The organism is Streptomyces naganishii JCM 4654 (genome assembly GCF_014650575.1).
Classification (GTDB): domain Bacteria; phylum Actinomycetota; class Actinomycetes; order Streptomycetales; family Streptomycetaceae; genus Streptomyces; species Streptomyces naganishii.
This window is the reverse complement of sequence record NZ_BMVF01000005.1, coordinates 157386-181906: the sequence shown is the minus strand read 5'-3', so window position 1 is coordinate 181906 and position 24521 is coordinate 157386. Positions and strand designations below refer to the sequence as shown.

Below are 24521 nucleotides of genomic sequence, written 5' to 3'. Positions count from 1 at the left end.
GTACGTCTGCGGGTGGTTACCAGGGGTGGGTGAGGGTCACGGGGGCCGACGAGGTGTAGAGCTCCCCCACGGCGCGCAGCTCCAACCGTGCGGCCCGCTCACCCGGCGCGGGAGTCAGGCCCGCGACGAAGCAGGCGTGCTGGCAGGTGGCGGCGAGGAAGCGGCGGGCGCCGTCGGGCAGGACGCGGTGGAGGGTGTAGTGGCGTACCGCGCCCCGGGAAGGCCGCCAGGCCAGGCGGAGGTCGCCGCCGCGGGCCGCGGTGATCCTCGGCCGGACGGGGGCGGAGGGGGTGGCGGCCTCGCCGTCGTGGACGGCGAGGCCGCCGAGCCGCCAGCGCACGGGGACCGAGCCCGCGAGGGAGGTGAGCCGGACGCCGAGGGCGTGCAGGGTGCCGGACAGGCCGGTGAGCCGGACGGTGCTGGTCCGCCAGCCGCCGTGCCCGGCCGCCCGCACCTTGGGCAGGGGCAGGTACGTGTACGGCGGTGCCTGCCCGGCCGCCTCCGGCTCGGCGGTCGCCACGGCCAGCTCGACGCGGACGTCGCCCGAGTCGGCCCTGTGGGTCAGTTCGACGACCGTGTGCGGGCCGGCGGTGAGCCGGGTCGCGTACAGGTCCACTACGGCGGGCCGGTCGAGTTCGCCCTCCACCAGCACGCTGTTGCCGCCGCGCCAGGCGTCCGCGAAGTCGAGACGGACGGCGGGCCGTCGCCCTTCGGTGCGGACGGCCCAGCGGCGGGACGGCAGCCGGTCCTGGAGGCCGAGCTGGTTCCAGGGGGTGTCGGAGGTGACCTCGCCGTCCTCGTACCAGCGCAGCCCGTGGCCGGTGTTGAAGACGCTGGCGAAGGGCACGGCGGTGACGGTGGAGCGGTCGGCGACGGACACGGCGGGCGCGCGCCAGACGTCTCCGGTGTCCGGCCGTGACGGGTCGAGGGAGCGGCCGGTCCAGAACCGGTCGTCGGCGGCGTGGAAGTCCTCGGGGGTGCGGCCGGCGGGCAGGTGGTCGCGGGTCCACTCGGGCCGGTAGAAGCCGATCGAGGTGACGTGCGGGGCGTCGGACGGCACGATGGCGTCCCAGTCCACGACGGTCCCGGTGCCGCTGGACTCGACGTCGACGCCCGCCCACAACTCGTAGCGGTCTCGGCCGAGTTGTTCCGCGGTCCGGGCGGAGGAGGCCAGGGATTCCGCGCTCCAGCGGAAGTCGACGAACATGTCGTCGGCGGCCTGGAAGAAGTCCTGGTTGCGGTCGTCGAGCGCGCCCTGCCAGGCGACCTGGCCGTCCACGGTCATCGCGTCGTACCAGGTGACGCGATGTCCCCTGGCGGCGGCGAGCGTCCTCAGCTCGGTCACGAAGCCGAGCATGTCCGCGCCCAGGGCGCTGTCGCCGCCGCCCGTCTCGGCGTTCAGGAACCAGCCGTCGAAGCCGTACGCGGCGGCCACGGCGACGAGTTGCGCGGCGAGCGGGTGGCGGCCTGAGGCGTCCCTGCGCACGAGGTCGCGGGTCCACCGGAGCTGTCCGCCGTAGGCGACGGGCGGCAGGAAGACGTTGCCGAGGACGGGCACGCCGTGCCGGTGCGCCGCGTCCACGACGGGCGCGTTGGGGGCGAGGATCAGTCCCTCGCCGGCCGAGCCGCCCCAGAAGACGAGTTCGTCGAGGTAGGCCCAGTGGGTGAGGGCGTAGTAGTCGGCGGTGGCCGAGCCCTGGGAGGGGTTGCCGGAGGTGGGTCCGAAGGAGACCAGGGCCTGGACGCGGGCCTGTCCGGCGCGGGCGGTGGTGTTGGCCGGGGTGGGCGTGAAGCGGCGGGCGAGCGGGACGGTGGAGGCGTTGAGGGCGAGGTCGGGGTCGGTGGCGGCGCTCCAGGTGCTCAGGCTGCGCCAGGTGACGCCGGGGCCGGGGGTGCCGGCGGGCAGGGAGTCGGGGTACCAGTAGGAGGCGTACGGCTGGGACGCCGGCGCGGGCTCGGCGGCCGGGGCGGCCTCGGTGGGCGCCGCGGCCGCGGCGGGCGGTGCGGGCAGGAGCGCGGCGGCGGCGCCGGCGAGCAGGACGGCGCGTCTGGTGGGGCGGTTCACGGGCTGGTGCCTCCTCGGGGGGTCCGGAGTACCTGATCGGGTGTGACGGCTTCCGTGATGGAGCGGGCGGCGAGGTGGTCCGGGTCGGCCGCCCGGGTGTCGAGGACGGTGGTGGGGCGGGCGCCGTCGGCGGTCAGCGCGAAGAACGCGTCGAAGACGTCGCCGCCGGGTGCGCAGCGGGAGCGGGCCGCCGGGTCGGCCGGCACGACGAGCGCGGTGGTGCGGGGGGCCGGGGCTCGGGCGGGAAAGCGGGTCCCGCTGCCGCTCTCGCGGTGGTCGCGGGCCGCGCGGGTCAGGGCGCGGGCGATGTCCTTGGGCCGCCGGTCGCTGGTCAGCAGGCCGAGGCTGTACTCGAGTTCGGGGAAGTCGGCGAGGCCGCGGGAGACGTCGTGGGAGCACCACCAGGTGATGCCCCACAGGTCCGGGCAGTCCAGGGCGGCCGCGACGGTGGCCTCGGCGAACTCGGCGGCGTGCTCGGCGGGTACGAGCGGGGCGGGCGCGCCGACCTCCTGGAGCCACACGGGACGGTCCGGTCGCCCGGCCCAGGCCTTGCTGAGTTCGACGAGGTAGGCGGCGTGGTGCCGGGCGGGTACGGAGGCGTGGCCGTGGCGCTGGGCGGTGCCGTTGAACACCCAGGAGTGGACGGCGGTGAGGGCGCCGTGCCGGGCGGCCTGGGCCGGGGTGAAGGGCATGTCGTCCTGGTACCAGGTGGCGTCGTACTCGGCGTGCAGGTGCAGCTTGCCCGGGGCGCCCTTCTCGCAGGCGGTGAGCATGCGCTCCAGCCAGGCGTCGACCTGCGCGGCGGTGGCCCGGTCGGGGTCGGGGTGGGGCGCGGCGGAGAACTGGTTGACCTCGTTGCCGAGGGTCAGGCCGAGGAAGTTGGGGCTGTCGGCGAGAGCGGCGGCGAGGGTGCGCAGGTAGGCGGCCTGGCCGTCGAGCACGTCGGGGTCGGTGAAGAGGTTGCGGCGGTGCCAGGTGCGGGTCCAGGCGGGCAGGAAGTCGAAGCTGGACAGGTGGCCCTGGAGTCCGTCCACGTTGACGTCGAGGCCGCGTTCGGCGGCGGCGTCGACGAGCCGGACCAGGTCCTCCACGGCGCGGGGGCGGATGAGCGTGCGGTTGGGCTGGAAGTGGGGCCACAGGGGGAAGACCCGGATGTGGTCCATGCCGAGGGCGGCGACGGAGTCCAGGTCGGCGCGCACGGCGTCGAGGTCGAAGTCGAGCCAGTGGTGGAACCACCCTTCGCTCGGGGTGTAGTTGACGCCGAAGCGCACGGCAGCAGGCATACGTGGGTCCTCGTCTGACACAGGTGGCGGGTTCAGCCCTTGACCGCGCCTTCGCCGACCCCGCGGAAGAAGTAGCGCTGGAGGCAGGCGAAGAGGGCGATCAGCGGGGCCACGGCGATGACGGTGCCGGCGGCGACGAGCCGCTCGTCGCCCGCGAAGGTGCCGTGGAGGTAGTTCAGTCCGATGGTCAGGGTGAACCTGGACGGGTCGCTGAGCACGATGAGCGGCCACAGGAAGTCGTCCCAGGCGCCCATGAAGGAGAAGATGGCCACCACCGCCAGGGTGCCCTTGACGGAGGGCAGCGCGATCCGCAGGAACCGCTGCCACACGTCGGCGCCGTCGACGTAGGCGGCCTCCTCGATCTCGTACGGCAGGTTGCGGAAGGCGTTGCGCATCAGCAGCACGTTCATGGCGCCGACGGAGCCGGGCAGGACGACCGCGACGAGCGTGTTGTTCAGGCCGAGTTCGCGCATGGTGGTGAACTGGGCGATGACGATGCCCTCGACGGGCACGAGCATCGCGAGGACGAACGTCAGGGTGGCCGCCGCGCGGCCCCGGTAGCGCAGCCGGGCGAGCGCGTAGCCGGCGAGGGCGGAGCCGGCGCAGTTGGTGACGACGTTGGCGGTGGCGACCTTGAGCGAGTTCAGTGCGTAGTCCCACACGGGGATGGTGGCGGAGACCCGTTGGTAGTTGTGCAGGGTAGGGTGGCCGGGCAGGAACTTCGGCGGGGAGCTGAAGATGTCCTCGGTCGGGCCCTTGAGCGAGGTGGACAGCTGCCACAGGAACGGGCCGACGGTCAGGGCGAGGACGGCGAGCAGCAGGACGTAGCGCAGGACCAGTTCCCAGGCGCGGACGCGGCGGCCGTGTTCGTCCCTGAGTCCGGCGCGGGGTGCGCGGGCGGTGGCGGCGGCCGGGCGGCGGGGCGGCGCCTTCTCCAGGAGGCTCATGACTCCTCCCTCCGGTCGGCGCGCAGCACGAGCAGCATCAGGGCGACGGTGACCAGGAAGACGACGACGGAGAGCGCGGAGGCGTAGCCGACGCGGCCGGTGAGGCCGGTGCCGGTGCGCTGGACGAGCATGACGAGGGTGGTGTCCTCGCCGGCCGGTCCGCCGCTCGGCCCGGCCATCAGGTAGACCTCGGAGAACACCTTGAAGGCGGCGACCGAGGAGAGCGCGCCGACCAGGACCATGGTGGAGCGCACGGCGGGCACGGTGACGGTGATGAAGCGGCGGACCGCGCCCGCGCCGTCCACGGCGGCGGCCTCGTGCAGTTCGCGCGGGACGTTCGCCAGCGCCGCCAGGTAAATGATCATGTAGTAGCCGAGGCCCTTCCAGACGGTCACGGCCATGGCGCTGAGCAGGAGCAGCCACTGGTCGCTGAGGAAGCCGACCCGGCCCACGCCCACGGTCTCCAGCAGCGAGTTGACCAGCCCGCGCTCGTCCAGCAGCCACACCCAGATCAGCCCGACGACCACGACCGAGGCGACGACCGGGGTGTAGAAGGCGGCGCGGAAGAAGGCGATGCCGGGGATGTTCTTCTGCACCAGCAGCGCGAGCAGCAGCGGCAGCACCACGAGGGCCGGGACGACCCCGAGGACGTAGAGCGTGCTGTTGCGCAGGCCGGTCCAGAACATGTCGTCGTGCAGCAGCTCGCGGAAGTTGGCGAGGCCCACGAAGCGGCCCGGGATCAGGGTGCGGCGGTCGGTGAAGGAGTTCACCACGGTGGACACGAACGGGTACAGGATGAACGCGCCGGCGATCAGCAGTCCGGGGGCGGCGAACAGCCAGGGGCTGGTAGGCAGTTGGCGTTTCACACGCCGTCCCCGGAGCACGGTGGACGAGGCCATGTCCGGTCCTAGCCCTGCTGCCGCAGGAGGGTGTCGCAGGCCTTGACAGCGTTGTCGAGGGCCGCCTTGGGGCTCTGCTTGCCCTGGAGCGCCTTGGCGACCTCGTTGCGCAGCGCGGTCTTCATCTGGTCGCTGAAGAGTACGGGCGTGTAATTGACCGCCGTCTTCAGCGACTTGGCGGCTGCGACGCGCACCCGGGTCTCGTCGGTGCCGTCCTGCTTGGTGAAGTACGGGTCGTCCAGGGAGCCGGCGGTGCTCGGGAAGATGGCGACCTTCTTCGCGAACGCCATCTGGTGCGCGGCGTCGGTGACGTAGTGGGCGAAGGCGACCGCGGCGGGCGTGTGCCTGGTCCGGGAGTTCACCATCACGCCCATCACGTACATGTTCACGTGACCGGTGCTGGTGATCTGGTCGGTGATGCCGATGTCGCGGTACAGGCTCGGCGCCTGCTTCTTGAAGTTGTCCAGGTCCAGGGCGCTGCCGGGGTTCATGGCGACGGCGCCGGTGAGGAACTTCTTCCCCGACGACTCCGGGGTGGCGGTGAGGGCCTGCGGGTCGAGGGCCTTGGCGTCGTACAACTGCTTGTACTTGGTGAGGAGTTCGACGCCCTTGGGGTCGTTGAAGGCGAAGGCGGTGCCCTGCTGGTTCACGAGCGGCACGCCGTAGCGGCCGAAGTCCTCGATGGTGGGGACGTTGGCGAGGGTGGCGACCTTTCCGCCGCTCTTGTGCGCCAGTTCGAGGGCGTCGGTGAAGAGGTCGTCGTACGTCCTGGGCGGCCGGTCGGGGTCGAGGCCTGCCTTCCTGAACAGGGACTTGTTGTAGAACAGCGGGCCGGTGTTGAGGTACCAGGGGAAGGCGTAGGTGCCCTTCATGCCCGGTATCTGGTGGCTGGCCCAGGCTCCGGGCAGGTACTCCTTCTCGTAGCGGGCGGCGGCCTTGTCGAGGTCGAGCGCGAGGCCGGCCTTGGCGAGCGGGGCGACCAGGTCCGGGGAGACGTTCACGACGTCGGGCAGGGTGCCGCCCGCCGCGTCCGCGCTGATCTTGTCGGCGTAGCCCTCGGCGGGCTGGTCGATCCACTTCACGTGCGTGCCGGGGTACTTGCTCTCGAAGCCGGCGACGACCGATTCGAAGTAGTCCTTGAAGTTGGCGCGCAGGTTCCAGGTCTGGAAGGTGATGTCGCCCTCGACCTTGCCGGAGGCGTCCGTCGAACCGCCTTTGCCGTCCGAGGAGCCGCAGGCGCTGAGCGGCAGGACGAGGACGGCGACGGCGGCCGCGGCGAGGGCGGCTCTGCGGGATGTGGGCACGGTGACACGGCTCCCTTGGGGGGTCGGCTGCTGGTGTCGGCAGTGACCATGCCGCCGGGTGGGAGGGAAGTCAATGGATTCGGTGAGCTAAAGAAATCCGGTATTCATTAGTGCAGGTCAGACAGAGTGCGGGAGGGCACTTGTAAGTCATTACTAATGCGCTTTAGGCTGTGATCGCTCAAGCGCTTTAGTTTGAGCGACCGGAAGCATGCGAGGAATAGAGGGGGCCACCATGGCGGCCAAGCGGTCACCGGCGCGCCGGCCGACAATGAAGGACATCGCACGTCGCGCCGGGGTCTCCGAGAGCGCGGTCTCCTTCGCGCTCAACGACCGCCCCGGCGTCTCCGAGGTCACCCGCGACCGGGTGCGCCGGGTCGCCGAGCAGCTGGGCTGGCGGCCGAGCACGGCGGCCCGCGCGCTGTCCGGGGAGGGCGCGGCCACCGTCGGTTTCGTCCTGGCCCGGCCGGCGGACACGCTCGGCGTGGACTCGTTCTTCCTCCAGCTCGTCTCCGGCGTCCAGGAGGTGCTGGCGGAGCGTCACCTGGGGCTGCTCTTCCAGATGGTGGAGGACGTGGCGGACGAGTGCGCGGTGTACCGCGGGTGGTGGGCCGAGCACCGGGTGGACGGCCTGCTCGTGGCCGACCCGCGCACCGCCGACCCCCGGCCCGGCCTGCTCGACGAACTCGGCCTGCCCGCCGTGGTGATCGGCGGCGCGCCGGACGAACGGCACCCCGGGCTGTCGACGGTGTGGGCGGACGACGCGGGCGCGATGGCGTCGGTGGTGGACGGGCTCTACGCGCTGGGGCACCGCAGGATCGTGCACATCGCGGGCCTGCCCGGCCTCGCCCACACCGAGCGCCGGATCCGCACGCTGCGCGCCGAGGCGGAGCGGCGCGGGCTGAGCGGGGTGGAGTCGGTGACCACCGACTACTCCGACACCGAGGGCGCCGCCGTGACCCGCCGGGTGCTGGGCTCGGCGGCCCCGCCGACCGCGCTGATCTACGACAACGACGTGATGGCGGTGGCGGGAGTCGCCGCCGCCGCCGAACTCGGCTTCTGCGTACCGGCGGACGTGTCGGTGGTGGCCTGGGAGGACTCGGCGCTGTGCCGTATCGTCACGCCGGGCCTGTCCGCGCTGTCCCGTGACAGCGCGGAGTTCGGCCGCACCGCGGCCCGGGAACTCCTCGCGCTCCTGGACGGCGGCCCCGCCCGCACGGTACGGGTGCCGGTCCCCCGCCTGGTGGAACGCGGGAGCACGGGGGTGGCACGGGAGCGGTGACGGCGCCCTGCCCCGCCCTGCCGCACGTACGCGCGCACGGCGAAGGGCCGCGCCCTCGGACGCGGCCCCTGCCTGTGAACTCCCGGTACCGGGTCAGCCGTTGGCGCCGGCGCCCCGGTCGTCGTCGTTGTCGCCGGCCGGCTTCGGGCCATGGAGCTCGAGCCGCTCCAGCAGGCCCTTGCCCTGACCACCGCTCTGGTTGCCCTGCCCGTTCTGGCCGTTCAGGTTCTGGCGCACCGAGTCCAGGATGGTCAGGCCCTGGGCGACCAGGCCGGCCGCGATCTCGCCGAGCCCGTCCGCTCCGTTGAGGACGTTGACGTTGGCGCCGGAGAGGCCGCCCGAGGCCTCCTTCACGATCTGCGGGAGCTGCTCGATCAGCATGCGGTCGAGCGCGACCCGGTCGTACGAGGCGGCCGCCTCCGCCTGGATCTTCATGCGCTGCGCCTCAGCGGCGGCCATGATCCGCACCCGCTCCGCCTCGGCCTCGGCCGGCTTGACCACCTCGGCCACCAGCTGCTGCTGGCGCAACTCCGCCTGCCGCTGGGCCAGTTCGGTCTGCGCGGCGAGCACCTCCTGCTGCGCGTGCGCCTGCGCCAGCGGACCGGCCTGCGCCGAGTGCGCCTGGGCGCGGTCCACCTCGGCGGAGTACTCCGCCTTCACCACGGCGGTCTGCCGCGCGTACTCGGCCTGCTTGCGCGCCGCCTCCTGCTGCGCCTCGGCGGCGGCCTGGTTGGCCTGCGCCTGGGCGATCTGCGCCTGCCGCTGGATGGCCGCCTTGTGCGGCGCGGACATCGCGTCGATGTAGCCGGTGTCGCCGTCGTCGATCGACTGGATCTGGAGCGAGTCCACGATCAGGCCGATCTTGGCCATCTCCGTCTTGGAGGTGTCCAGCACCTCGGCGGCGAGCTTCTGCCGCTCGGTGACGATCTCCTCGACCGTCATGGAGCCGATGATCGCGCGCAGGTGGCCGGCGAAGATCCGGCCGGTCAGCACCGACATCTGGTCCTGGTCGGAGAGGAACCGCTGACCGGCGTTGATGATGCTCTCGGTGTCGTTGCCGACCTTGAACGCGATGACGGCGCGGACGTGCAGCGCGATGCCCTGCTTGGTGACGCAGGTCTCGACCACCTCGGACTCGCACATCGACAGCGTGAGGAAGCGGACCTTGCGGAAGACGGGGAGCACGAACTTGCCGTGCCCCGTCACGACCCGGAACGGTGCGCCCCCCAGTCCCCGCCTGCCACCCGAGATCAGCATCGCCTCGTCGGGAGCGGGAACGCGGTAACCGAACATGCTTCTTCTTCTCCTTAGCCGGCGTCTGCCGCATCGCCGCGCAACACGTCCAGGGGGTCGCCCCACGCGATGACGTCGACCTCTCGGCATCCGCGCGATTCGACCACGAGCACCGTCGCACCGATCGGCAGCGGTTCTTGAGACCAGGCGAGGAAGGTCTCGGAACCGCCCCTGACCCGCACCAGGATCTCGCCGGGTCCGGCCGATCCTCGCGTGCCGATGAGAAGCTCCCCCGTGCAGCCGATCACGGCCTCGTCCTGCGCCATCGCCGACTGCCTCCCCTCGTTCTCGTCCTGTCGTTCCGACATTAGACCCGTCCGTGAAAAGCGCCCATCCACCGGGGGGCGCGGGTACGTTCCGGGTACCCCGGACCGGCAACCCCTCGACGCGGCGGCCGAGTGCGGGCACAGTTCTCCCTACCCGACGTACTCCCCAGTACGAACCCGTCCGTCCCCTTCCGAGGAGCGCCCGTGACCAGCTGGGCCGGCCTCAGCGCCGCCGACATCGCCGCCGCCGTCCGTGAGAAGCGGGCCACGCCCCGCGAGGTGGTGGCCGAGCACCTCGCCCTCATCGAGCGGCTCGACGGCCGTATCGGCGCCTTCCGCACCGTCCGCGCCGAGGCGGCCCTGGCCGAGGCCGACGAGGTGGCGGCCCGGGCCGATCTCGCCGAGCTGCCGCTCGCGGGCGTGCCGGTGGCCGTGAAGGACAACCTGGCGGTGCGCGGGGAGTCCAGCCGGGTCGGCTCGGCCGCGACCCCGGACACGCCGGCCGCCGAGGACCACGTCACCGTGGCCCGGCTGCGCGCGGCGGGCGCGGTCGTGGTCGGGCTGACGAACGTGCCCGAGCTGTGCGTCTTCGGCACCACCGAGGGTGTGCACGGCACCGCCCGCAATCCGTGGGACACGAGCCGCACGGCGGGCGGCTCCTCGGGCGGCAGCGCGGCGGCGGTCGCCGCCGGGATGGTGCCGATCGCGCTGGGCAACGACGGCATGGGCTCGCTGCGCATCCCCGCCGCCAACTGCGGACTGGTCACCATCAAGCCCGGCCACGGGGTGGTGCCCGCCGGGATCGGCGACGGGGACTGGTTCGGCATGTCGGAGAACGGACCCCTGGCCACGACCGTGGCGGACGCCCGCCTCATGCTCGCGGTCCTGGCGGACAACGGCAACGGCACCGTCACCGACGGCGGCTCCGATGACGCAGGCACCGGCGGCGCGCGGGACGTCACCCGCACCATCGCCGTCTCCGCGCGCAGCCCGCTCGCCGGGACCGCCGTGAGCAAGCCGTACGTCACCGCCGTACGGGAGGCGGCGCGGCTGCTGGCCGGGGCCGGTCACCAGGTGCGGCGCGCCGACCCGCCGTACCCGGTGTCGCTGGGCGTCACGGCGCTGCGGCACTGGACGGCCGGCACGGCGGTGGACGCGGCCTCGCTGGACCCGCGGCGGCTGGCCCGGCGGACCCGTGTGCACGCGGCGGTCGGGCGGCGGTTCGTGAACGGGGTGCGCACGGGTTCCGAGCGGGAGCGGCTGCGCCGCCGGATGGAGCCGTTCTTCGCCGAGTACGACGTGCTGCTCACCCCGGCGCTGGCCCGACGCTCCCCCAAGGCCGGGCCCTGGCACGAGCGCGGCTGGCTGCGCAACGTGCTGGCCAACACCACCTACTCGCCGATGACGCCGCCGTGGAACCTGACCGGCTGGCCCGCGATGTCGGTCCCGTTCGGCACGCTGCCCTCCGGAGCGCCGTGCGCGGTGCAGTTGGTGGGCCGTCCGGGGTCGGAGGCGGCGCTGCTGGACCTGGCCGAGCAGATCGAGCGGCTGAGCCCGTGGCGGCGGACGGCCGGCGCAGCGGCGAGCTGAAAGCCGGCACCGCGGCGGGCTGAGGGCCGGCGTCGGAGAGAACTGACGGCCGGCTACAGCGCCTTGTACATGATGTGCAGTCCCACGAGTCCGTGCCGGGGGTGTTCGAAGGCCTCCGGCACGGTGCCGAGGACGCGGAAGCCGAGGGAGGTCCACAGCCGGACGGCCGGGTTGGTCTCGACGACGGCGTTGAAGACCATGCCGCGGTAGCCCTGCGCGGCCGCGGCGGCGAGGACGTGCTCGGCCAGGGCGCGCCCCGTGCCGCGGCCGCCGTGGTCGGGGTCGACCATGAAGCCCGCGTTGGCGATCCTCGCCGCGGGGCCGCCGTAGTTGGGGGTGACGTAGGCGGAGCCGATGACGCGGCCGGTGTCGTCCTCGGCCACGTACACGCGTTTGGCGGGGCCCATCCACAGGGAGCGGGCGTCCTCCTCGGAGGTGTCCGGGTCCCAGGTGTAGGTGTCGGCGGCGGCGACGATGCGGTGCCAGAAGGGCCAGATCCGCGGCCAGTCCCCGGCCGCGGCTTCTCTGATCGGCATGGGCGTGATTCTCGCACGCCCATGCGTCGGCGATCGCGAGGTTTCCTGCCGGTCAGTCCACGCTGGGCAGGATGTGCGGCTCGGCGAGGTCCTCCTCGTAGCCCGCGAGGCGGATCGGGGCCGAACGGGCCCACACGTCGAGGCTTCCGAGGTCTCCGGGCCGCCGGCCCGCGCGCTCCGAGCGTTCCTTGGGGCGCTGATCGCGATTCGTCTTCTCCGGTGTCACCGCGCACTCCTTATGTGTCGGTCACCCTCGGGGCGCCCTCGGCCGGTCTGCGTTCCGGCACCTGACGCCTCGTCGGGGTCTTTGTCATCGCAGGGTCGGACGCGGTGGCGCCGGCAACTGAGGTACGGGCGGGTCGTGGTGCACCCGCTCGCCCCGGGACGGACCATGGGTGTGGATGGAACCCCTTGGTGCTGTCCGTCGACTCCCAGGTTAACCAAATGAGCGGCCCCCCGCTCGATGGGGCTGCAAAGAGCTGGTAACTATCTGGAGTCAGGCGTGTTGAATCGGTCGCATATGACCCGATTCAACACTCGTTCACCACTCGGACAGCGCAGGGAAACCGTGGCGGCTCGACGGCTCAGGGGAACAGCGCGATCCCCACGATGATCAGCAGGACGATGCAGGCGACGAAGGCCACCGTGCCCCACGTACCGCTGTGCCGCAGCGAGAAGGTGCCGGGCTCGCTGCCGCGCGGCCGGTCCTCGGGCAGGTCCGTCTGCTCGGGGCGGTCGCCGGCGTAGAACTCCTCGTCGGTGCGGTAGACGTTGCGCGGATCGTCGGAGCTGCGTGGATCGATGAAGTCTGATCGTGGCATGACGGCTCCCGGTGCGCGCTTTCTCCGCGGGGCGCCGGCCGGCGGCGGCCTCGGCCGCACGGCCTCAGCCGCGAGTGGGGGATCCGGCCCTCACCACTTCCCGGGCGCGTAGTCCTTGAGGAAGACGCCGTAGAGGTCTTCGCCCTGCTCACCGCGCACAATCGGATCGTATACCCGGGCCGCGCCGTCGACCAGGTCGAGCGGGGCGTGGAAGCCGGCCTCGGCGAGGCGGACCTTGTCGGGGTGCGGGCGCTCGTCGGTGATCCAGCCGGTGTCGACGGCCGTCATCAGGATGCGGTCCTTGTCGAACATCTCCTGGGCGCTGGTGCGGGTCAGCATGTTGAGGGCGGCCTTGGCCATGTTGGTGTGCGGGTGGCCGGCGCCCTTGTAGCCGCGGTCGAAGACGCCCTCCATGGCGGAGACGTTCACGATGTACGTCCGGCGGGCCGAGGACGCCGCCATCGCCGGGCGCAGCCGGCTGATCAGGATGAAGGGGGCCGTGGAGTTGCACAGCTGCACTTCGAGCAGCTCCACGGGCGTGACCTCCTCCACGGTCTGGATCCAGCTGTTGGTGTGGTGCAGGTCGGGCACGAGGCCGCCCGCGTCGATGGCCGTGCCGGCCGCGATGCGCTCCAGGGAGGCGGAGCCGGAGACGAGGGCGAGGTCGGTGACGTCCTGGGCGGTGAGCGCGCCGCCGCCCGCGACCGGCAGCTCGGCGACCGCGCCGGAGCCGAAGGTGCCGATGATCTCGGCGGCGGGCAGCTCACCGGCGGGCAGCGGGGCCGACTCGGCGGCGACCAGCTCGCTGTAGGCCTGCGGGGAACGCCGTACGGTCTGGGCCGCGTTGTTGATCAGGATGTCCAGCGGGCCCTCGGCGGCCACCGAGTCGGCGAGGGCGACGACCTGGGCGGGGTCGCGCAGGTCGATGCCGACGATCTTCAGTCGGTGGATCCACTGGTCGCTGTCGGGCTGGGCCTTGAAGCGCCGGATCGCGTCGCCCGGGAACCGCGTGGTGACGGTGGTGTGGGCGCCGTCGCGCAGCAGCCGGAGCGCGATGTACATGCCGATCTTGGCGCGGCCGCCGGTGAGCAGGGCGCGCTTGCCGGTGAGGTCGGCGCGGGCGTCGCGGCGGGCGCGGTTCTCGGCGGCGCAGCCCGGGCAGAGCTGGTGGTAGAAGTAGTCGACCTCGACGTAGCGCTGCTTGCAGGTGTAGCAGGAGCGCGGTCGCTGGAGTATGCCCGCGATCTGGCCCTCGGTGGTCGTGGAGGAGGGCAGGACGCCCTCGGTCTCGTCGTCGATGCGGCTCGCGGAGCCGGTCGCGGTGGCCTCGGTGACCGCGCGGTCGTGGGCGGTCTTGGCGGCCCGGCGCTCCTGGCGGCGGCGCTGCTTGACCATGCGGTAGATGTGCGAGGTGGCCCGGCGCACCGCGACGGCGTCGGGGTGGTCGACCTCGATGCCGTCGAGCTCCTCCAGCACGCTGAGGCACACGGCGAGGCGCTCGGGGTCGATGCCCGGCCCGTACACCATCTCACCGCCCGGCCCGGGCACCACCGCGTCCATCGCCGTGGAGCCGCCGTCTGTCACCGTCATCGCGCTGCCGTTTCCCTGGTCACCCGCGCGGCGCGCCCAGTGGCGCCGCTTTCGAACGCGGAATTTTACGTCAGCGCGCGGGCGCGCCGCCAAACCGCGATGATCAAGGACGCTCGGCGCACCCGCGGCCGCGCGAGACGTGGCGGCGGTCAGGGTCCGCAGACCGTGATCAGGGTCTCCACCTCCTCGGTGACGGCACGGGCGAGCCGGCCGAGGTCGGGGACGGCCTTGGCGTCGGCGACGAGCCCGTAGTGGACCTGGCCGCGGTAGGTGGAGACGGCGACAGCGAGGGACTGGCCGCGGGCCAGGGGCGCGAACGGGTAGACGGCCGTGAGCGGGTGGCCGCCGAGCTTCAGGCCGATGCCGGGCAGGGGCACGCTGGTGACCAGGATGTCGAACCACAGCCGGGCGGCCTGGCCGACCAGCGGTCCGCCGAGCCGGTGCCCGAGGGGGGGCACGTGGTCGGCGAGCAGGGCGACGGCGCCCGCGCCCCGGTTGGGTCCGGCGTCCTTGTTGCGGTCCATGGCGGTGCGTACGGCGTCGAGGCGGCGCAGCGGGTCGGGGACGCCGACGGGCAGCTCCATCAGGTAGCCGGAGAGGCGGTTGCCCTGGGGGTGGGCGGTGCGCGGACGGCGCCGGGAGACCGGGATCAGCGCGCGGGGTGCGACGCCCGCGCTGCCGTCGCCGCGCTCGTCGAGCCAGCGGCGCAGGGCGCCGGCGACGACCGCGATCAGCACGTCGTTGACGGTGCCGCCCACGGCCTTGCGCACCAGGTGCACGTCGTCGATGTCGACGACCACGCCGGCGGTGCGCCGGGTGCCGGTGGGCTCGGCGGTGAGCGCCGGGGTGGGGCGGGTGACCAGGGTGGAGCGGGCCACGGAGGCGCCGATGTCCAGGGCGCGGCCCACGTCGGACAGCGCGCCGCGCAGCAGCCCGGGCAGCCTGCGCACGTCGGGCAGCAGCCCACGGTCGGGCTCGGCGGGCCGGGGGCGGGGCTCGGGCAGGTCCATCGGGTCGAGGACGGCGGCGGCGAGGGTCAGGGCGCGCAGTCCGTCGGCGAGGGCGTGGTGGAACTTGAACAGCACGGCGAAGGAGACGCCGTCCTCGCCGGGCAGCACATGGGCCTCCCACGGCGGGCGGTTGCGCTCCAGCGGGCGCTGCATGAGGCGCCCGGCGGCCGCGTGGAAGTCGGCGGCCGGGGCGTGCAGCCGTACGTGGTTGAGCGGGTCGAAGCAGGGGTCGGGCTCCCTGGTGGCGCCGCCGAAGCCGAGCGGGTGCCGCAGCGCGTGGGCGAGGGGCCGGCGCAGGTCGAGCGGCCGCCACACGTCGCGGATGCGCATGCGCAGTCCGGGCACGGCGGCGGCACGGGCGGCGAGCAGGTCGGCGGCGTGGGCGCCGGCGGTGGGCGAGTGGGCCGAGAAGACCCCGAGCGCACCGAGGTGCATGGGGTGGTCGGCGGACTCGATGTTCCAGAACGCCAGGTCGAGGGGAGCGAGCGGGTCGGGAGTCAATGGCTTGCCTCGCGTCGACGGTGGGTGAGTCTGCAGTCAACCGCCCTCGGCCGATTACGGTCAAGTACGATCAAGCTACACACAGTTAATAGCAGATTACGTCCCGCCTCCCGTGAAAGAGGCGGGACACAAGGGGCTGTTGTGCTCAAAGCGGCTGCGCGGAGGCGGTCACCTCAGTACGGGCGGCGCCGCGTCGGCCGCGGTGCCCCACGCCGACGGCCGCGGGCCCACGGTGAAGCTCAGGTTCCGCAGGGTGCGCAGCGCCCCGGTGCTCAGGTACGTCCGCTCGTGGCGGACGCCGTCGGCCCGCACCGTCTGGACGTAGCGGTCCTCGCGCGAGGTGCCCGGCGCGGTGACGGTCAGGCCGCCGCTCGGGTAGTAGCGGCGGTCCAGCCGCAGGTCGACGCGGTCGAAGACCGGCGTGGACAGCCCCCAGGTGCGGTAGCCGGGCTGCACCGGGAACAGGCCGATCGAGGACAGCACGTCCCAGGCGGACATGGTGCCCAGGTCGTCGTTGCCGGTGAGCCCGGTGGGCTCGTCGGTGAACAGGGTCAGCGCCGCGTGCACCACGTCGGTGGTCTTCCACGGCTGCCCGGTGGACAGGTACGTGTACGGGGCGACGAGGTCGGGCTCGTTCTGCGGGTTGTACTTGTCGGTGTCGTAGTAGGCGTACGGCCCGTTGACCCACACCTCGCGGGCGGTGCGCTCGGGGTCCTTCAGGAGTTCCGAATAGGCGAAGAACTCGTCGAGGCGCTCGTTGGTCAGGCGCCTGCCGCCGGTCAGACGCACCATGCCGGGCAGGTCCTGCGGCACGAGCCACTGGTACTGCCAGGCGGTGCCCTCGTGGAAGCCGACGCTCTGCGCGGGGCTCCACGGACCGGCGAAGGCGCCGGAGGTGTCGCGGGCGCGGAAGAAGCCGGTCGTGGGGTCGAACAGGTTGCGGTAGTTGCGCGAGCGGGCCGCGTAGCGGGCGGCGTCCTCGCGGTGCCCGAGGGCCCGGGCCATCTGGGCGAGCATGGCGTCCGACAGGGCGTACTCCAGCGTCGCGGAGGCCCCGTAGGCGTAGTCGGAGTGGCCGGACTTGGGGGGCTCGTGGCCCGCGATGTAGGGGGCGTAGCCGCGGGCGAGGTAGTCCGGGTTGGCGTCGCGGCCGACGGCGGGCGAGGCGGCGGGCGGCACGCCGTCGGCGTTGCGCCTGAGCGCGCGGTAGGCCCGCTCCTCGTAGCCGCCGAGCAGGCCCTGCTGGAAGGCGTTGGTGAGGAACGGGGTGACGGGGTCGCCGGTCATCACGTTCGTCTCGACGGTGCCGTAGCCCCACTTGGGCAGCCAGCCGCTCTCCTCGGCGACGTGGATCACGGAGATCGCCATGTCCCGGGACTCGCGGGGCGCGAGCAGGGCGAGGAACTGGGCCTGGGTGCGGTAGGTGTCCCACAGGGACCAGTTCTGGTAGTACGTGAAGCCCTCGGCGCGGTGGATCCGCTGGTCCCAGCCGGTGTAACGGCCGTCGGCGTCGTCGCCGACGTTGGGCGCGAGGAAGGAGCGGTACAGCGCCGAGTAGAAGGTGCGGCGCCGGACCGCGTCGCCGCCCCGCACACGGATGCCGGACAACCGCTCTTCCCAGGCGCGGCGGGCCGCCTCGCGCACGGCGGCGAAGGAACGGCCGCCCTCGGCGCGCAGATTGCCCCGCGCGCCGGCGGCGTCGACGTAGGAGAGCGCGGTGGTCGCCTCGACCGTGCGGTTTCGGCGGGTGTCGAAGCGCAGGTAGGCGCCGCCGCGGCCGGTCCGCGCGCCCGGGGTGACGGTGGCGCCGTCCCAGGTGCCGTGGGCGGTGAAGGGGCGGTCGAAGCGGGTGACCGTGTAGACCGTGTACGGCACGGTGTCCTTGCAGAAGCCGCGGCCGGTGATCGCGGTGCGCACGGTGTGGTCGTCGAGGATCTCCACCTTGCTGGAGACCGTCCGGTGCAGCGCCTGGCCCGCGTTGAGCAGCACGTTGGCCTTGTCGGTGGCGGGGAAGGTGTAGCGCTGCACACCGGTGCGGGCGCTCGCCGTGAGCTCGGCCTCGATGCCTGAGTCCAGGGCCACCCGGTAGTAGCCCGGGCTCGCCTCCTCGGTGTCGTGGCGGAAGCCGGCCGCGTACTTCGCGTAGTCGGTCCGCGTCACCTCGCCCGTGGTCGGCAGCACCGGCAGGTCGCCGCCGATGCGGCAGCCCACGCCGGAGAGATGGATCAGGGAGAAGCCGCGGATCTTGTTCTGGGCGTAGTCGTAGCCGGTGTTGTGGCCGGTGTCGGGCGAGAACTGCACCATCCCGAAGGGCACGGCGGCGCCGGGAAAGGTGTTGCCCTCGTTCGCGGTGCCGATGAACGGGTTGACCAGGTCGGTGAGCCGGGCGTCGGGCGGTGCGGCGGCCCGTGCGGCTCCGGGGGCGGCGGACAGCGCGGACGCTGCGACCGCCCCCGCCAGGCACAGGCGCAGGCGCCGGGTCCATCTCATGCAGGAAGACCTCCGGGTGGAGACATCGTTGCCTGCATGATCACGGCTGATCGCCCGTCAGCCGGGCATCCCACGGGTGTCGCGTTCGACGCGTCGCGATTTGCGCCGTCCCCGACCCTCCGCGCGCCCCGCCACGCGCCCCCGCCCCGGCTCCGGTGGACCGGTGGGGCTCAGGGCGCGCACCATGGTGGCGTACTGCCCCGGCGGCGGTTCCCTCGCCCGGGAAGGGAAGTGAGCACGATGCCGAAGGTGTCCCGCGACACGGCGACGCAGGGCGGCGACTACGGACCGGTGGTCGACCACTCCGAGGATCTGGAGCCCTACACGGTGGACTTCCTGATGTTCCGCGAGGACGTCGACCACACCCCCCTGCTCAAGGAACTGCCGGACGGCCGGTGCCAGTGCCCGCACTGGGGATACGTCTTCAAGGGCGAGATCGTCTTCCGCTACGACGACCACGACGAGGCCTACCACGCCGGCGAGGCCTTCTACGCCCCGCCCGGGCACGTCCCCGTGCACACCGAGCCGGGCAGCGAGTACCTCCAGTTCAGCCCCGCCGACGACATGCGCAGGACCAGCGCGGTGGTGCTGAACAAGTTCCCGCCCCTGTGCGGGTGAGTGCCCCTGTCGGGTGAGTGCCCTGCGCGGGAGGTGCCCTTCCGCGGGTGGGTGCCCCGCCTCCCGCCCGCTCTACGGCACGCGCTGGCCCTTGCCCAGCGCGATCACGCCGCCCTTGGAGACGGTGTAGAGCTCCGCGTCCCGCTCCGGGTTGACGCCGATCGTCGCGCCCGGCGGCACCTCGACGTTCTTGTCCAGCACCGCGCCCCGCACGATCGCGCCCCGGCCGATGCGCACGTTGTCGTGCAGCACCGAGCCCTGCACCACCGCCCCCGGGTCGACCCGGACGCCCGGGGACAGCACCGAGCGGGTCACCTGCCCGCGGATCAGGCAGCCCGCGCTGATGATCGACTCGCTGGCGATGCCACCCGCGTTGAACCGGGCCGGCGACAACTGGGTGGAGTGGGTGTAGACGGGCCAGTCGCGGTTGTAGAGGTTGAACGCGGGACGTTCGGCGATGAGGTCCATGTGCGCGTCGTAGTACGCGTCGAGCGTGCCCACGTCCCGCCAGTAGCCCTGGTCGCGGCTGGTCTCGCCGGGCACGTGGTTGGCGCTGAAGTCGTACAGCTGGGCCTCGCCCCGGTCGGTGAGCTGGGGCAGGATCGAGCCGCCCATGTCGTGCACCGACCGCTCGTCCTCGGCATCCCGCTGGAGCGCCTCGATCAGCGCCTTGGTGGTGAAGATGTAGTTGCCCATGGAGGCGAACACGCACTCCGGGTCGTCGGCCAGCCCCGGCGGGTCTGCGGGCTTCTCCAGGAATCTCTCCACGGTCTGCCCGTCCGAGCCCGGGGTGATCACGCCGAACGACGAGGACTCCGCGCGCGGCACCCGGATGCCGGCCACCGTGACCCCCGCACCGCCCTCGATGTGCTGCTGGAGCATCTGCCGCGGATCCATGCGGTACACGTGGTCGGCGCCGAAGACCGCCACGTAGTCGGGCTGTTCGTCGTAGATGAGGTTCAGCGACTGGAGGATCGCGTCGGCGCTGCCCAGGTACCAGCGCGGCCCGAGCCGCTGCTGCGCGGGGACCGGGGTGACGTAGTTGCCGAGCAGGCTGGACATCCGCCAGGTGGTGGTGATGTGCCGGTCGAGCGAGTGCGACTTGTACTGCGTGAGCACGCAGATGCGCAGGATGTCGCCGTTGACGAGGTTGGACAGCACGAAGTCGACCAGGCGATACGTTCCGCCGAAGGTCACCGCCGGTTTGGCGCGGTCCGCGGTCAGGGGCATCAGACGTTTGCCCTCTCCGCCCGCGAGGACGATTCCGAGGACCGAAGGTCCACCACGACGCATGGCCGCTCCCCTCACCCGGTTGACACCACTACTGCCCCTGAGCAGCGGGGACTAAGCCTGTTTGAGGATCTCCGCGTACAGCCGCACCGTCCGCCGGGCCACCGCGTCCCAGCCGAACTCCTCGACCGCGCGCCGCCGTCCGGCCTCGCCCATGCGGCGGGCCGCCTCCGGATCGCCCAGCACCCGGTCCAGGGCGCGGGCGAGTGACGGCTCGAAGTCGTCGTCGACGTCGACGAGTACCCCGGTACGGCCGTCCTCGACCACCTCGGGGATGCCGCCGACGCGGGAGGCCACGACGGGCGTGCCGCAGGCCATCGCCTCCAGGTTGACGATGCCGAGCGGCTCGTAGACCGAGGGGCAGACGAAGGCGGCGGCGTGGGTGAGCAGCTGCACCACGTCCGGGCGCGGCAGCATCTGCGGGATCCAGTGCACGCCCTCGCGGACCCGGCTCAGCTCCTCGTACAGATCGCGGAACTCCCAGTCGATCTCCGGCGTGTCGGGCGCGCCCGCGCACAGCACGACCTGCGCGGCCGGGTCGATGTCCCGCACCGCCCGCAGCAGGTGCGGCACGCCCTTCTGGCGGGTGATGCGGCCGACGAACAGCACGTAGGGCCGGTCGCGGTCCAGACCGATGCGGTCCAGGACCTCGGTGCCGTGGTCGGGCCGGTACAGGCCGGTGTCGATGCCGTTGTGGATGACGTGCACGCGGGAGGGGTCGAGGGCCGGGTAGCAGCCGAGGATGTCCTCGCGCATGGCAGCGGAGACGGCGACGACCGCGTCGGCGGCCTCGACGGCGGTCCGCTCGGCCCAGCCGGACAGCGCGTAGCCGCCGCCGAGCTGCTCGGCCTTCCAGGGGCGCAGCGGCTCCAGGGAGTGCGCGGTCATCACGTGCGGCACCCCGTACAGCAGCTTGCCGAGGTGGCCGGCGAGGTTGGCGTACCAGGTGTGGGAGTGGACCAGCTCGCAGCCCTGAAGGCCCGCGGTCATGGCGAGGTCCACGGAGAAGGTGCGCAGCGCGTCGTTGGCGCCGTCCAGCGCGGACCAGGGGCGGTGGCGCACGACGCCGTCGGCGCGGCCCTCGCCCCAGCAGTGCACCTCCAGGTCGACCAGCGGCCGCAGTTCCCGCGCCAGGAACTCGACGTGGACGCCCGCGCCGCCGTACACGTCCGGGGGGTACTCCCGGGTCAGCAGTCCCACTCGCACCCGCAACCCCCTGCTCTCCACGGCCGGTCGCCTTCATGGTCACCCAGATGTGGCGCGTGGGGAAGAGCGCGGCGCTCGTGTGAAGCAACAGTCGCCGCAGACCCCGCCGCCGGGGACACGGTAGTAGAGGCAGCAACTGCGCCGCCGGAAAGCCGTGCCGGTGAGCGTGCCGGTCCCGGCGAGGCCCGGGTGGACCAGGAGCCGCGCCGTCAGCCGCCGGGCCCGCTCACCGGCCTCCGGGTGGCCGTTCTCCCCCGCCCAGCGGTCCAACTGCCGTGCCGCGCCCGCCAGCGCGGAGGCCGCGTTGCCCCGCAGCAGGCCGGGGGCGAGCCGGTACCGGCCGCGCAGGGCCGCCGCCAGGGGCTCGAGGTGGCGGTCCAGGACGAGGCGGACGAGGGTGTCCGCGTCCCCGGGCAGCGGGCGGACCTCGGCGAGCCACAGGTCGTCGGGGGCGCTTCCCGCCGGGTCCCAGCGCAGGAGGCGCGGATCGAGGTCGGGCACCTCGCCGGTGAGGGCCGCGCAGGCGAGCGCGACGGACCAGAGCCGGGCGGCGAGCGCCTGGTGCGCCACCGAGGCGGCGATGCGCGGTTCGGGGGCGCGGATCCCGGCGGCCACCCTCCGTACGCGCGTGGCCAGCGGATGGCCGTCGGAGCCGGGGCGCGCGGCGGCGGGCGGATCGGCGTACGCCTCGGCGAGGGTGGGCGGCGGTGCGGCGGGCGGGGCGCCGGTGCGCAGGACGAAGAAGCCGCCGAGGCGGCCCAGGGCGGCGAGTTGGGGGTCCAGGTCCACGAGAAGCAGTAGTACCAAGGCCCTTAGGGGATGCCACCAGGGGGTGTCCGCCCTGTGTCGCCCACCCGTGGGAGGACGGCGGACCGGCCGTACTCCATCGGCAGTAGGACCCATTGAGTGCTCAGGGACGACGACGGGAAGAGCTCGGCGCGGCAGGGTGTTGAACCATGGAAGCAGACCGTTCGCCGATCCGGGGTCACCGCCCCCGCCCCACGCAGAGGAGCGGCTCATGAGCGCCCTCGCGTTGTCCGTGCTGCTGTCGTTCGTGTCCGCCGTCGCCTACGCCGGTGGCGCGATCGTGCAGGAGCGGGTCGCGGTGTCCTCCCCCGGCGAGCAGTACGCGCCGCTGCGCCGGCCCGCCTGGTGGGCGGCTCTCGCGCTGAACGGCCTCGGCGGACTGCTGCACGTGGTCGCGCTGGCCTACGGTCCGCTCAGCCTGGTCCAGCCGCTCGGCGCCCTCACCATAGTCTTCGCCCTGCCCATGGCCGCGCTCTTCGTCGGCCGCCGCGCGGGCGCGACCGCCTGGCGCGGCGCGATCATGGCCACGGTCGGGCTCGCCGGGCTGCTCTCGCTGGTCGGCGCCTCGGGCGGCCACACGCTCGCCGGCGCCCAGCGCTACGGCCTGGCCGTGGTCACCGCCGGCGCGGTGGCGGCGCTGATGGTGGCCGGACGGGCCGCGCACCGGCACCCGGCGGTGCGCAGCGTGCTGCTCGCCACCGCCTCCGGCATCGCCTTCGGCATGTCCTCGGTGTTCACCAAGACCGTGGCGATCGACTGGAGCGAGGGCGTCTCGGCGGCGGACGTGCCCTCGCTCACGGTGATCGCCGTGCTCGCCGTCGCGGGCGTCCTGCTGTCGCAGGCGTCCTACCGCGGCGGCGGCCTCGCCGCGCCGCTGGCCACGCTGACGGTGGTGAACCCGGTGGTGGCGGCCGCGGTCGGCATCACGATGTTCGGCGAGACCTTCCGCTACGGCCCCACGGGAACCGTCCTCGCCCTCGGCTGCGGGGTGGTGGCCGCGGGCGGGCTGATCCTGCTGACCACCGAGCGCATCGAGCACACCGCTCCGGTCCCGGCTCCCCCGACGCCGGCTCAGCCCCCGGTGCCGGCGGTTCCGCCCGCGCCCGCTCCCGGGGCTTTCGAGACTTCCGGGGCCCCCGAGGAGAGGGGTGCGGACACGGCCGGCATGCCGGAGTCGGGCACGCCTCTCCTCCTGGCCCAGTACTGCGGCGCGGCCTGCTGCACCGACCCCTACATCCCGAACTTCCCCGCGCCGGCCCGGGACCGGCACCGCGCCCGCGTCAGATCCTGATCAGACCCTGACCCCGCGGGCCCACAGGCCTGATCAGACCCTGACCCCGTGCGCCCGCAGGTAGGCGACGGGGTCGACGTCGGTTCCGAAGCCGGGGCCCGTGCGCACCTCGAAGTGCAGGTGGGGCCCCGTGACGTTGCCGGTGGCCCCGGAGCGGCCGATGCGCAGGCCGGCGGTGACGCCCTGCCCGGCGCGCACGGAGATCGCCGACAGGTGGCCGTACTGGGTGTAGCGGCCGTCGGCGTGCCGGATCACCACCTGGTAGCCGTACGAGCCTCCCCAGCCGGCCTCGACCACGCGCCCGGCCTCGACCGCCCGCACGGAGGTGCCGGTGGGCACCTCGAAGTCGACGCCGGTGTGGTAGCCCTTGGACCAGTGGGAGCCGGCCACGCGGTACCCGGTGCCGACCGGCCCGCTCACGGGGGCGACGACGGTGTGCGAGGCGGAGTGCTGTCCGCCGGTGTGGTGCGTCCCGGTCCTGGTGGCGGGCTTCCTGGCCTCGCGGGCGGGACGCGTCGCCGTCGAGGTCTTCTCGCGGGGCGCGGTCGTCGTGTGCGAGGTCGGGCGCAGGGTGAGCCGCTGACCGGGCAGGATGAGGTCCGGATCGGCGCCTATGGTCGCGCGGTTGACGGCGTACAGCTCGTGCCAGCCGCCCTGGACCCGGTGCTCCTCGGCGATGCCGGAGAGGGTGTCGCCGCGGACCACGGTGTACATCTCGGCGGTGCCGGCCCGTGACTGGGGCGGGGTCTGCGGCCGTACGTCACCGGCCCGGCGTGCGTCCCGCGCCTCGCGGTCGCCGGCCGAACCGTGGGACGCGGCGCTGCTCCCCGTTGCCGCGCGGGTCCTGGCGGCGTCCGGGTGGATGTGCGGGGTGCCGCTGTCACGGGTCAGCCCCGCATGCACCGAGCACACCGGCCAGGCGCCGGGACCCTGGCCGTCGAGCACCTTCTCGGCGACGGCGATCTGCTGCTCGCGGGTGGCGAGGTCGGCGCGCGGGGCGTACCGCGTGCCGCCGTACGCCTCCCAGGTGGAGCGGGTGAACTGAAGCCCGCCGTAGAAGCCGTTGCCCGTGTTGATGTTCCAGTCGCCGCTGGACTCGCAGGCGGCGACCTTGTTCCAGGTGGACACGTCGGCCGCGTGCGCGGCGCCGGCGCCCGCGCCGATGAGGGGGAGCGCCATTCCCGCGCCGCCCGCGGTGACGGTCAGCGACGCGCGGTTGATCCTATTCGGCTGGTACCGGCGGTGCCGGCCGCGTACGGCCATGTCTGAAGCCCCCTCGCCATGCGTCAGGAGGGGCAAAAGTAAATGCGGCCAACAGGCCGTGACAAGGCGGATGTCGGCCGCTTTGGCGCCCCAAGTGGCCGGTAAGGGACGGTCATTGGCCGGATCGGCGGCTTCCGCGATGAGGCACCGGGCGCCCGCCGTGCGTAAAGAA

Annotated in this window: 20 protein-coding genes and 2 pseudogenes; 4 read left to right on the top strand and 18 right to left on the bottom strand. The window is 73.0% G+C overall.

Annotated features, from left to right (window positions below; all coding sequences use genetic code 11):
- Positions 1 to 16: 16 nt before the first annotated feature.
- The 5 genes from IE217_RS11050 to IE217_RS11030 are packed head-to-tail and all read right to left on the bottom strand — an operon-like array spanning position 17 to position 6498.
- The gene (locus IE217_RS11050; RefSeq protein ID WP_190177605.1) at positions 17 to 2065 is read right to left on the bottom strand and encodes an endo-beta-N-acetylglucosaminidase; all 2049 of its coding nucleotides are present in this window, start codon (positions 2063 to 2065) and stop codon (positions 17 to 19) included.
- Positions 2062 to 3348 carry a glycoside hydrolase 5 family protein gene (locus IE217_RS11045; protein WP_190177604.1) on the bottom strand — a complete coding sequence of 429 codons (1287 nt, stop codon included), beginning with the start codon at positions 3346 to 3348 and terminating at the stop codon, positions 2062 to 2064. The genes IE217_RS11050 and IE217_RS11045 overlap by 4 nt, the downstream gene beginning before the upstream one ends.
- A 32-nt stretch (positions 3349 to 3380) precedes the next feature.
- Entirely contained in the window at positions 3381 to 4295 is a 915-nt protein-coding gene (locus IE217_RS11040) for a carbohydrate ABC transporter permease (protein ID WP_190177603.1), read from the bottom strand.
- Complete coding sequence (locus IE217_RS11035; RefSeq protein WP_190177602.1) at positions 4292 to 5194, bottom strand: carbohydrate ABC transporter permease; 903 nt, start codon at positions 5192 to 5194, stop codon at positions 4292 to 4294. Before IE217_RS11035 ends, IE217_RS11040 begins: the two co-directional genes overlap by 4 nt.
- An 8-nt stretch (positions 5195 to 5202) precedes the next feature.
- A complete protein-coding gene (locus IE217_RS11030; protein ID WP_190177601.1) occupies positions 5203 to 6498 on the bottom strand; it encodes an ABC transporter substrate-binding protein in 1296 nt (431 codons plus the stop codon).
- A 232-nt stretch (positions 6499 to 6730) separates the two neighbouring features.
- On the opposite strand from IE217_RS11030, the gene IE217_RS11025 reads away from it, so the two are divergent.
- Positions 6731 to 7777: a LacI family DNA-binding transcriptional regulator gene (locus IE217_RS11025; RefSeq protein WP_190177600.1), complete on the top strand. Its 1047-nt coding sequence runs from the start codon at positions 6731 to 6733 to the stop codon at positions 7775 to 7777.
- Between the two features lie 93 nt (positions 7778 to 7870).
- On the opposite strand, the gene IE217_RS11020 is transcribed toward IE217_RS11025, so the two are convergent.
- Positions 7871 to 9070 carry a flotillin family protein gene (locus tag IE217_RS11020; protein WP_190177599.1) on the bottom strand — a complete coding sequence of 400 codons (1200 nt, stop codon included), beginning with the start codon at positions 9068 to 9070 and terminating at the stop codon, positions 7871 to 7873.
- Positions 9071 to 9084: 14 nt separating this feature from the next.
- Complete coding sequence (locus tag IE217_RS11015) at positions 9085 to 9336, bottom strand: NfeD C-terminal domain-containing protein (protein ID WP_190177598.1); 252 nt, start codon at positions 9334 to 9336, stop codon at positions 9085 to 9087.
- Positions 9337 to 9540: 204 nt separating this feature from the next.
- Between IE217_RS11015 and IE217_RS11010 the strand changes: the two genes are divergently transcribed.
- Positions 9541 to 10926, top strand: coding sequence for an amidase (locus IE217_RS11010; protein WP_190177597.1), 1386 nt, complete (start codon positions 9541 to 9543; stop codon positions 10924 to 10926).
- A 53-nt stretch (positions 10927 to 10979) separates the two neighbouring features.
- On the opposite strand, the gene IE217_RS11005 is transcribed toward IE217_RS11010, so the two are convergent.
- The 6 genes from IE217_RS11005 to IE217_RS10980 all read right to left on the bottom strand — a co-directional run bounded on the left by IE217_RS11005 (position 10980) and on the right by IE217_RS10980 (position 17874).
- Positions 10980 to 11462 carry a GNAT family N-acetyltransferase gene (locus tag IE217_RS11005; RefSeq protein ID WP_190177596.1) on the bottom strand — a complete coding sequence of 161 codons (483 nt, stop codon included), beginning with the start codon at positions 11460 to 11462 and terminating at the stop codon, positions 10980 to 10982.
- 52 nt (positions 11463 to 11514) lie between these two features.
- On the bottom strand, positions 11515 to 11688 hold the full coding sequence (locus IE217_RS11000; RefSeq protein WP_189704433.1) for a hypothetical protein: 174 nt from the start codon (positions 11686 to 11688) through the stop codon (positions 11515 to 11517).
- A gap of 358 nt (positions 11689 to 12046) precedes the next feature.
- Positions 12047 to 12283, bottom strand: coding sequence for a hypothetical protein (locus tag IE217_RS10995; protein ID WP_190177595.1), 237 nt, complete (start codon positions 12281 to 12283; stop codon positions 12047 to 12049).
- A 90-nt stretch (positions 12284 to 12373) separates the two neighbouring features.
- Entirely contained in the window at positions 12374 to 13873 is a 1500-nt protein-coding gene (locus tag IE217_RS10990; RefSeq protein WP_190177594.1) for an SDR family NAD(P)-dependent oxidoreductase, read from the bottom strand.
- Positions 13874 to 14022: 149 nt separating this feature from the next.
- The gene (locus IE217_RS10985; RefSeq protein WP_190177593.1) at positions 14023 to 15384 is read right to left on the bottom strand and encodes a wax ester/triacylglycerol synthase family O-acyltransferase; all 1362 of its coding nucleotides are present in this window, start codon (positions 15382 to 15384) and stop codon (positions 14023 to 14025) included.
- 168 nt (positions 15385 to 15552) lie between these two features.
- A complete protein-coding gene (locus IE217_RS10980) occupies positions 15553 to 17874 on the bottom strand; it encodes a GH92 family glycosyl hydrolase (protein ID WP_190177592.1) in 2322 nt (773 codons plus the stop codon).
- Positions 17875 to 18114: 240 nt separating this feature from the next.
- Between IE217_RS10980 and IE217_RS10975 the strand changes: the two genes are divergently transcribed.
- Positions 18115 to 18492, top strand: a complete 378-nt coding sequence (locus IE217_RS10975) for a cupin domain-containing protein (protein WP_190177853.1) — start codon at positions 18115 to 18117, stop codon at positions 18490 to 18492.
- Positions 18493 to 18564: 72 nt separating this feature from the next.
- Here IE217_RS10975 and glgC read toward each other — a convergent pair whose 3' ends face one another.
- Genes glgC through IE217_RS10960 form a run of 3 tightly spaced genes read right to left on the bottom strand, consistent with a single transcriptional unit; the run spans position 18565 to position 21795 of the window.
- The gene (glgC, locus tag IE217_RS10970; RefSeq protein WP_190177591.1) at positions 18565 to 19785 is read right to left on the bottom strand and encodes a glucose-1-phosphate adenylyltransferase; all 1221 of its coding nucleotides are present in this window, start codon (positions 19783 to 19785) and stop codon (positions 18565 to 18567) included.
- A 51-nt stretch (positions 19786 to 19836) separates the two neighbouring features.
- Positions 19837 to 20988 (bottom strand): glycogen synthase, encoded by a 1152-nt coding sequence (gene glgA, locus IE217_RS10965; protein WP_190177590.1) that lies wholly within the window; start codon positions 20986 to 20988, stop codon positions 19837 to 19839.
- 39 nt (positions 20989 to 21027) lie between these two features.
- Positions 21028 to 21795: a (2Fe-2S)-binding protein gene (locus IE217_RS10960; protein ID WP_190177589.1), complete on the bottom strand. Its 768-nt coding sequence runs from the start codon at positions 21793 to 21795 to the stop codon at positions 21028 to 21030.
- Between the two features lie 211 nt (positions 21796 to 22006).
- On the opposite strand from IE217_RS10960, the gene IE217_RS10955 reads away from it, so the two are divergent.
- Positions 22007 to 23086, top strand: a complete 1080-nt coding sequence (locus tag IE217_RS10955) for a DMT family transporter (RefSeq protein WP_190177588.1) — start codon at positions 22007 to 22009, stop codon at positions 23084 to 23086.
- Positions 23087 to 23119: 33 nt separating this feature from the next.
- Here IE217_RS10955 and IE217_RS35365 read toward each other — a convergent pair.
- Positions 23120 to 23389 (bottom strand): annotated as a pseudogene (locus tag IE217_RS35365) (M23 family metallopeptidase); the annotation flags it as partial.
- Positions 23390 to 23653: 264 nt separating this feature from the next.
- Positions 23654 to 24349, bottom strand: a pseudogene (locus tag IE217_RS35360) (transglycosylase family protein); the annotation flags it as partial.
- Between the last annotated feature and the right edge of the window lie 172 nt (positions 24350 to 24521).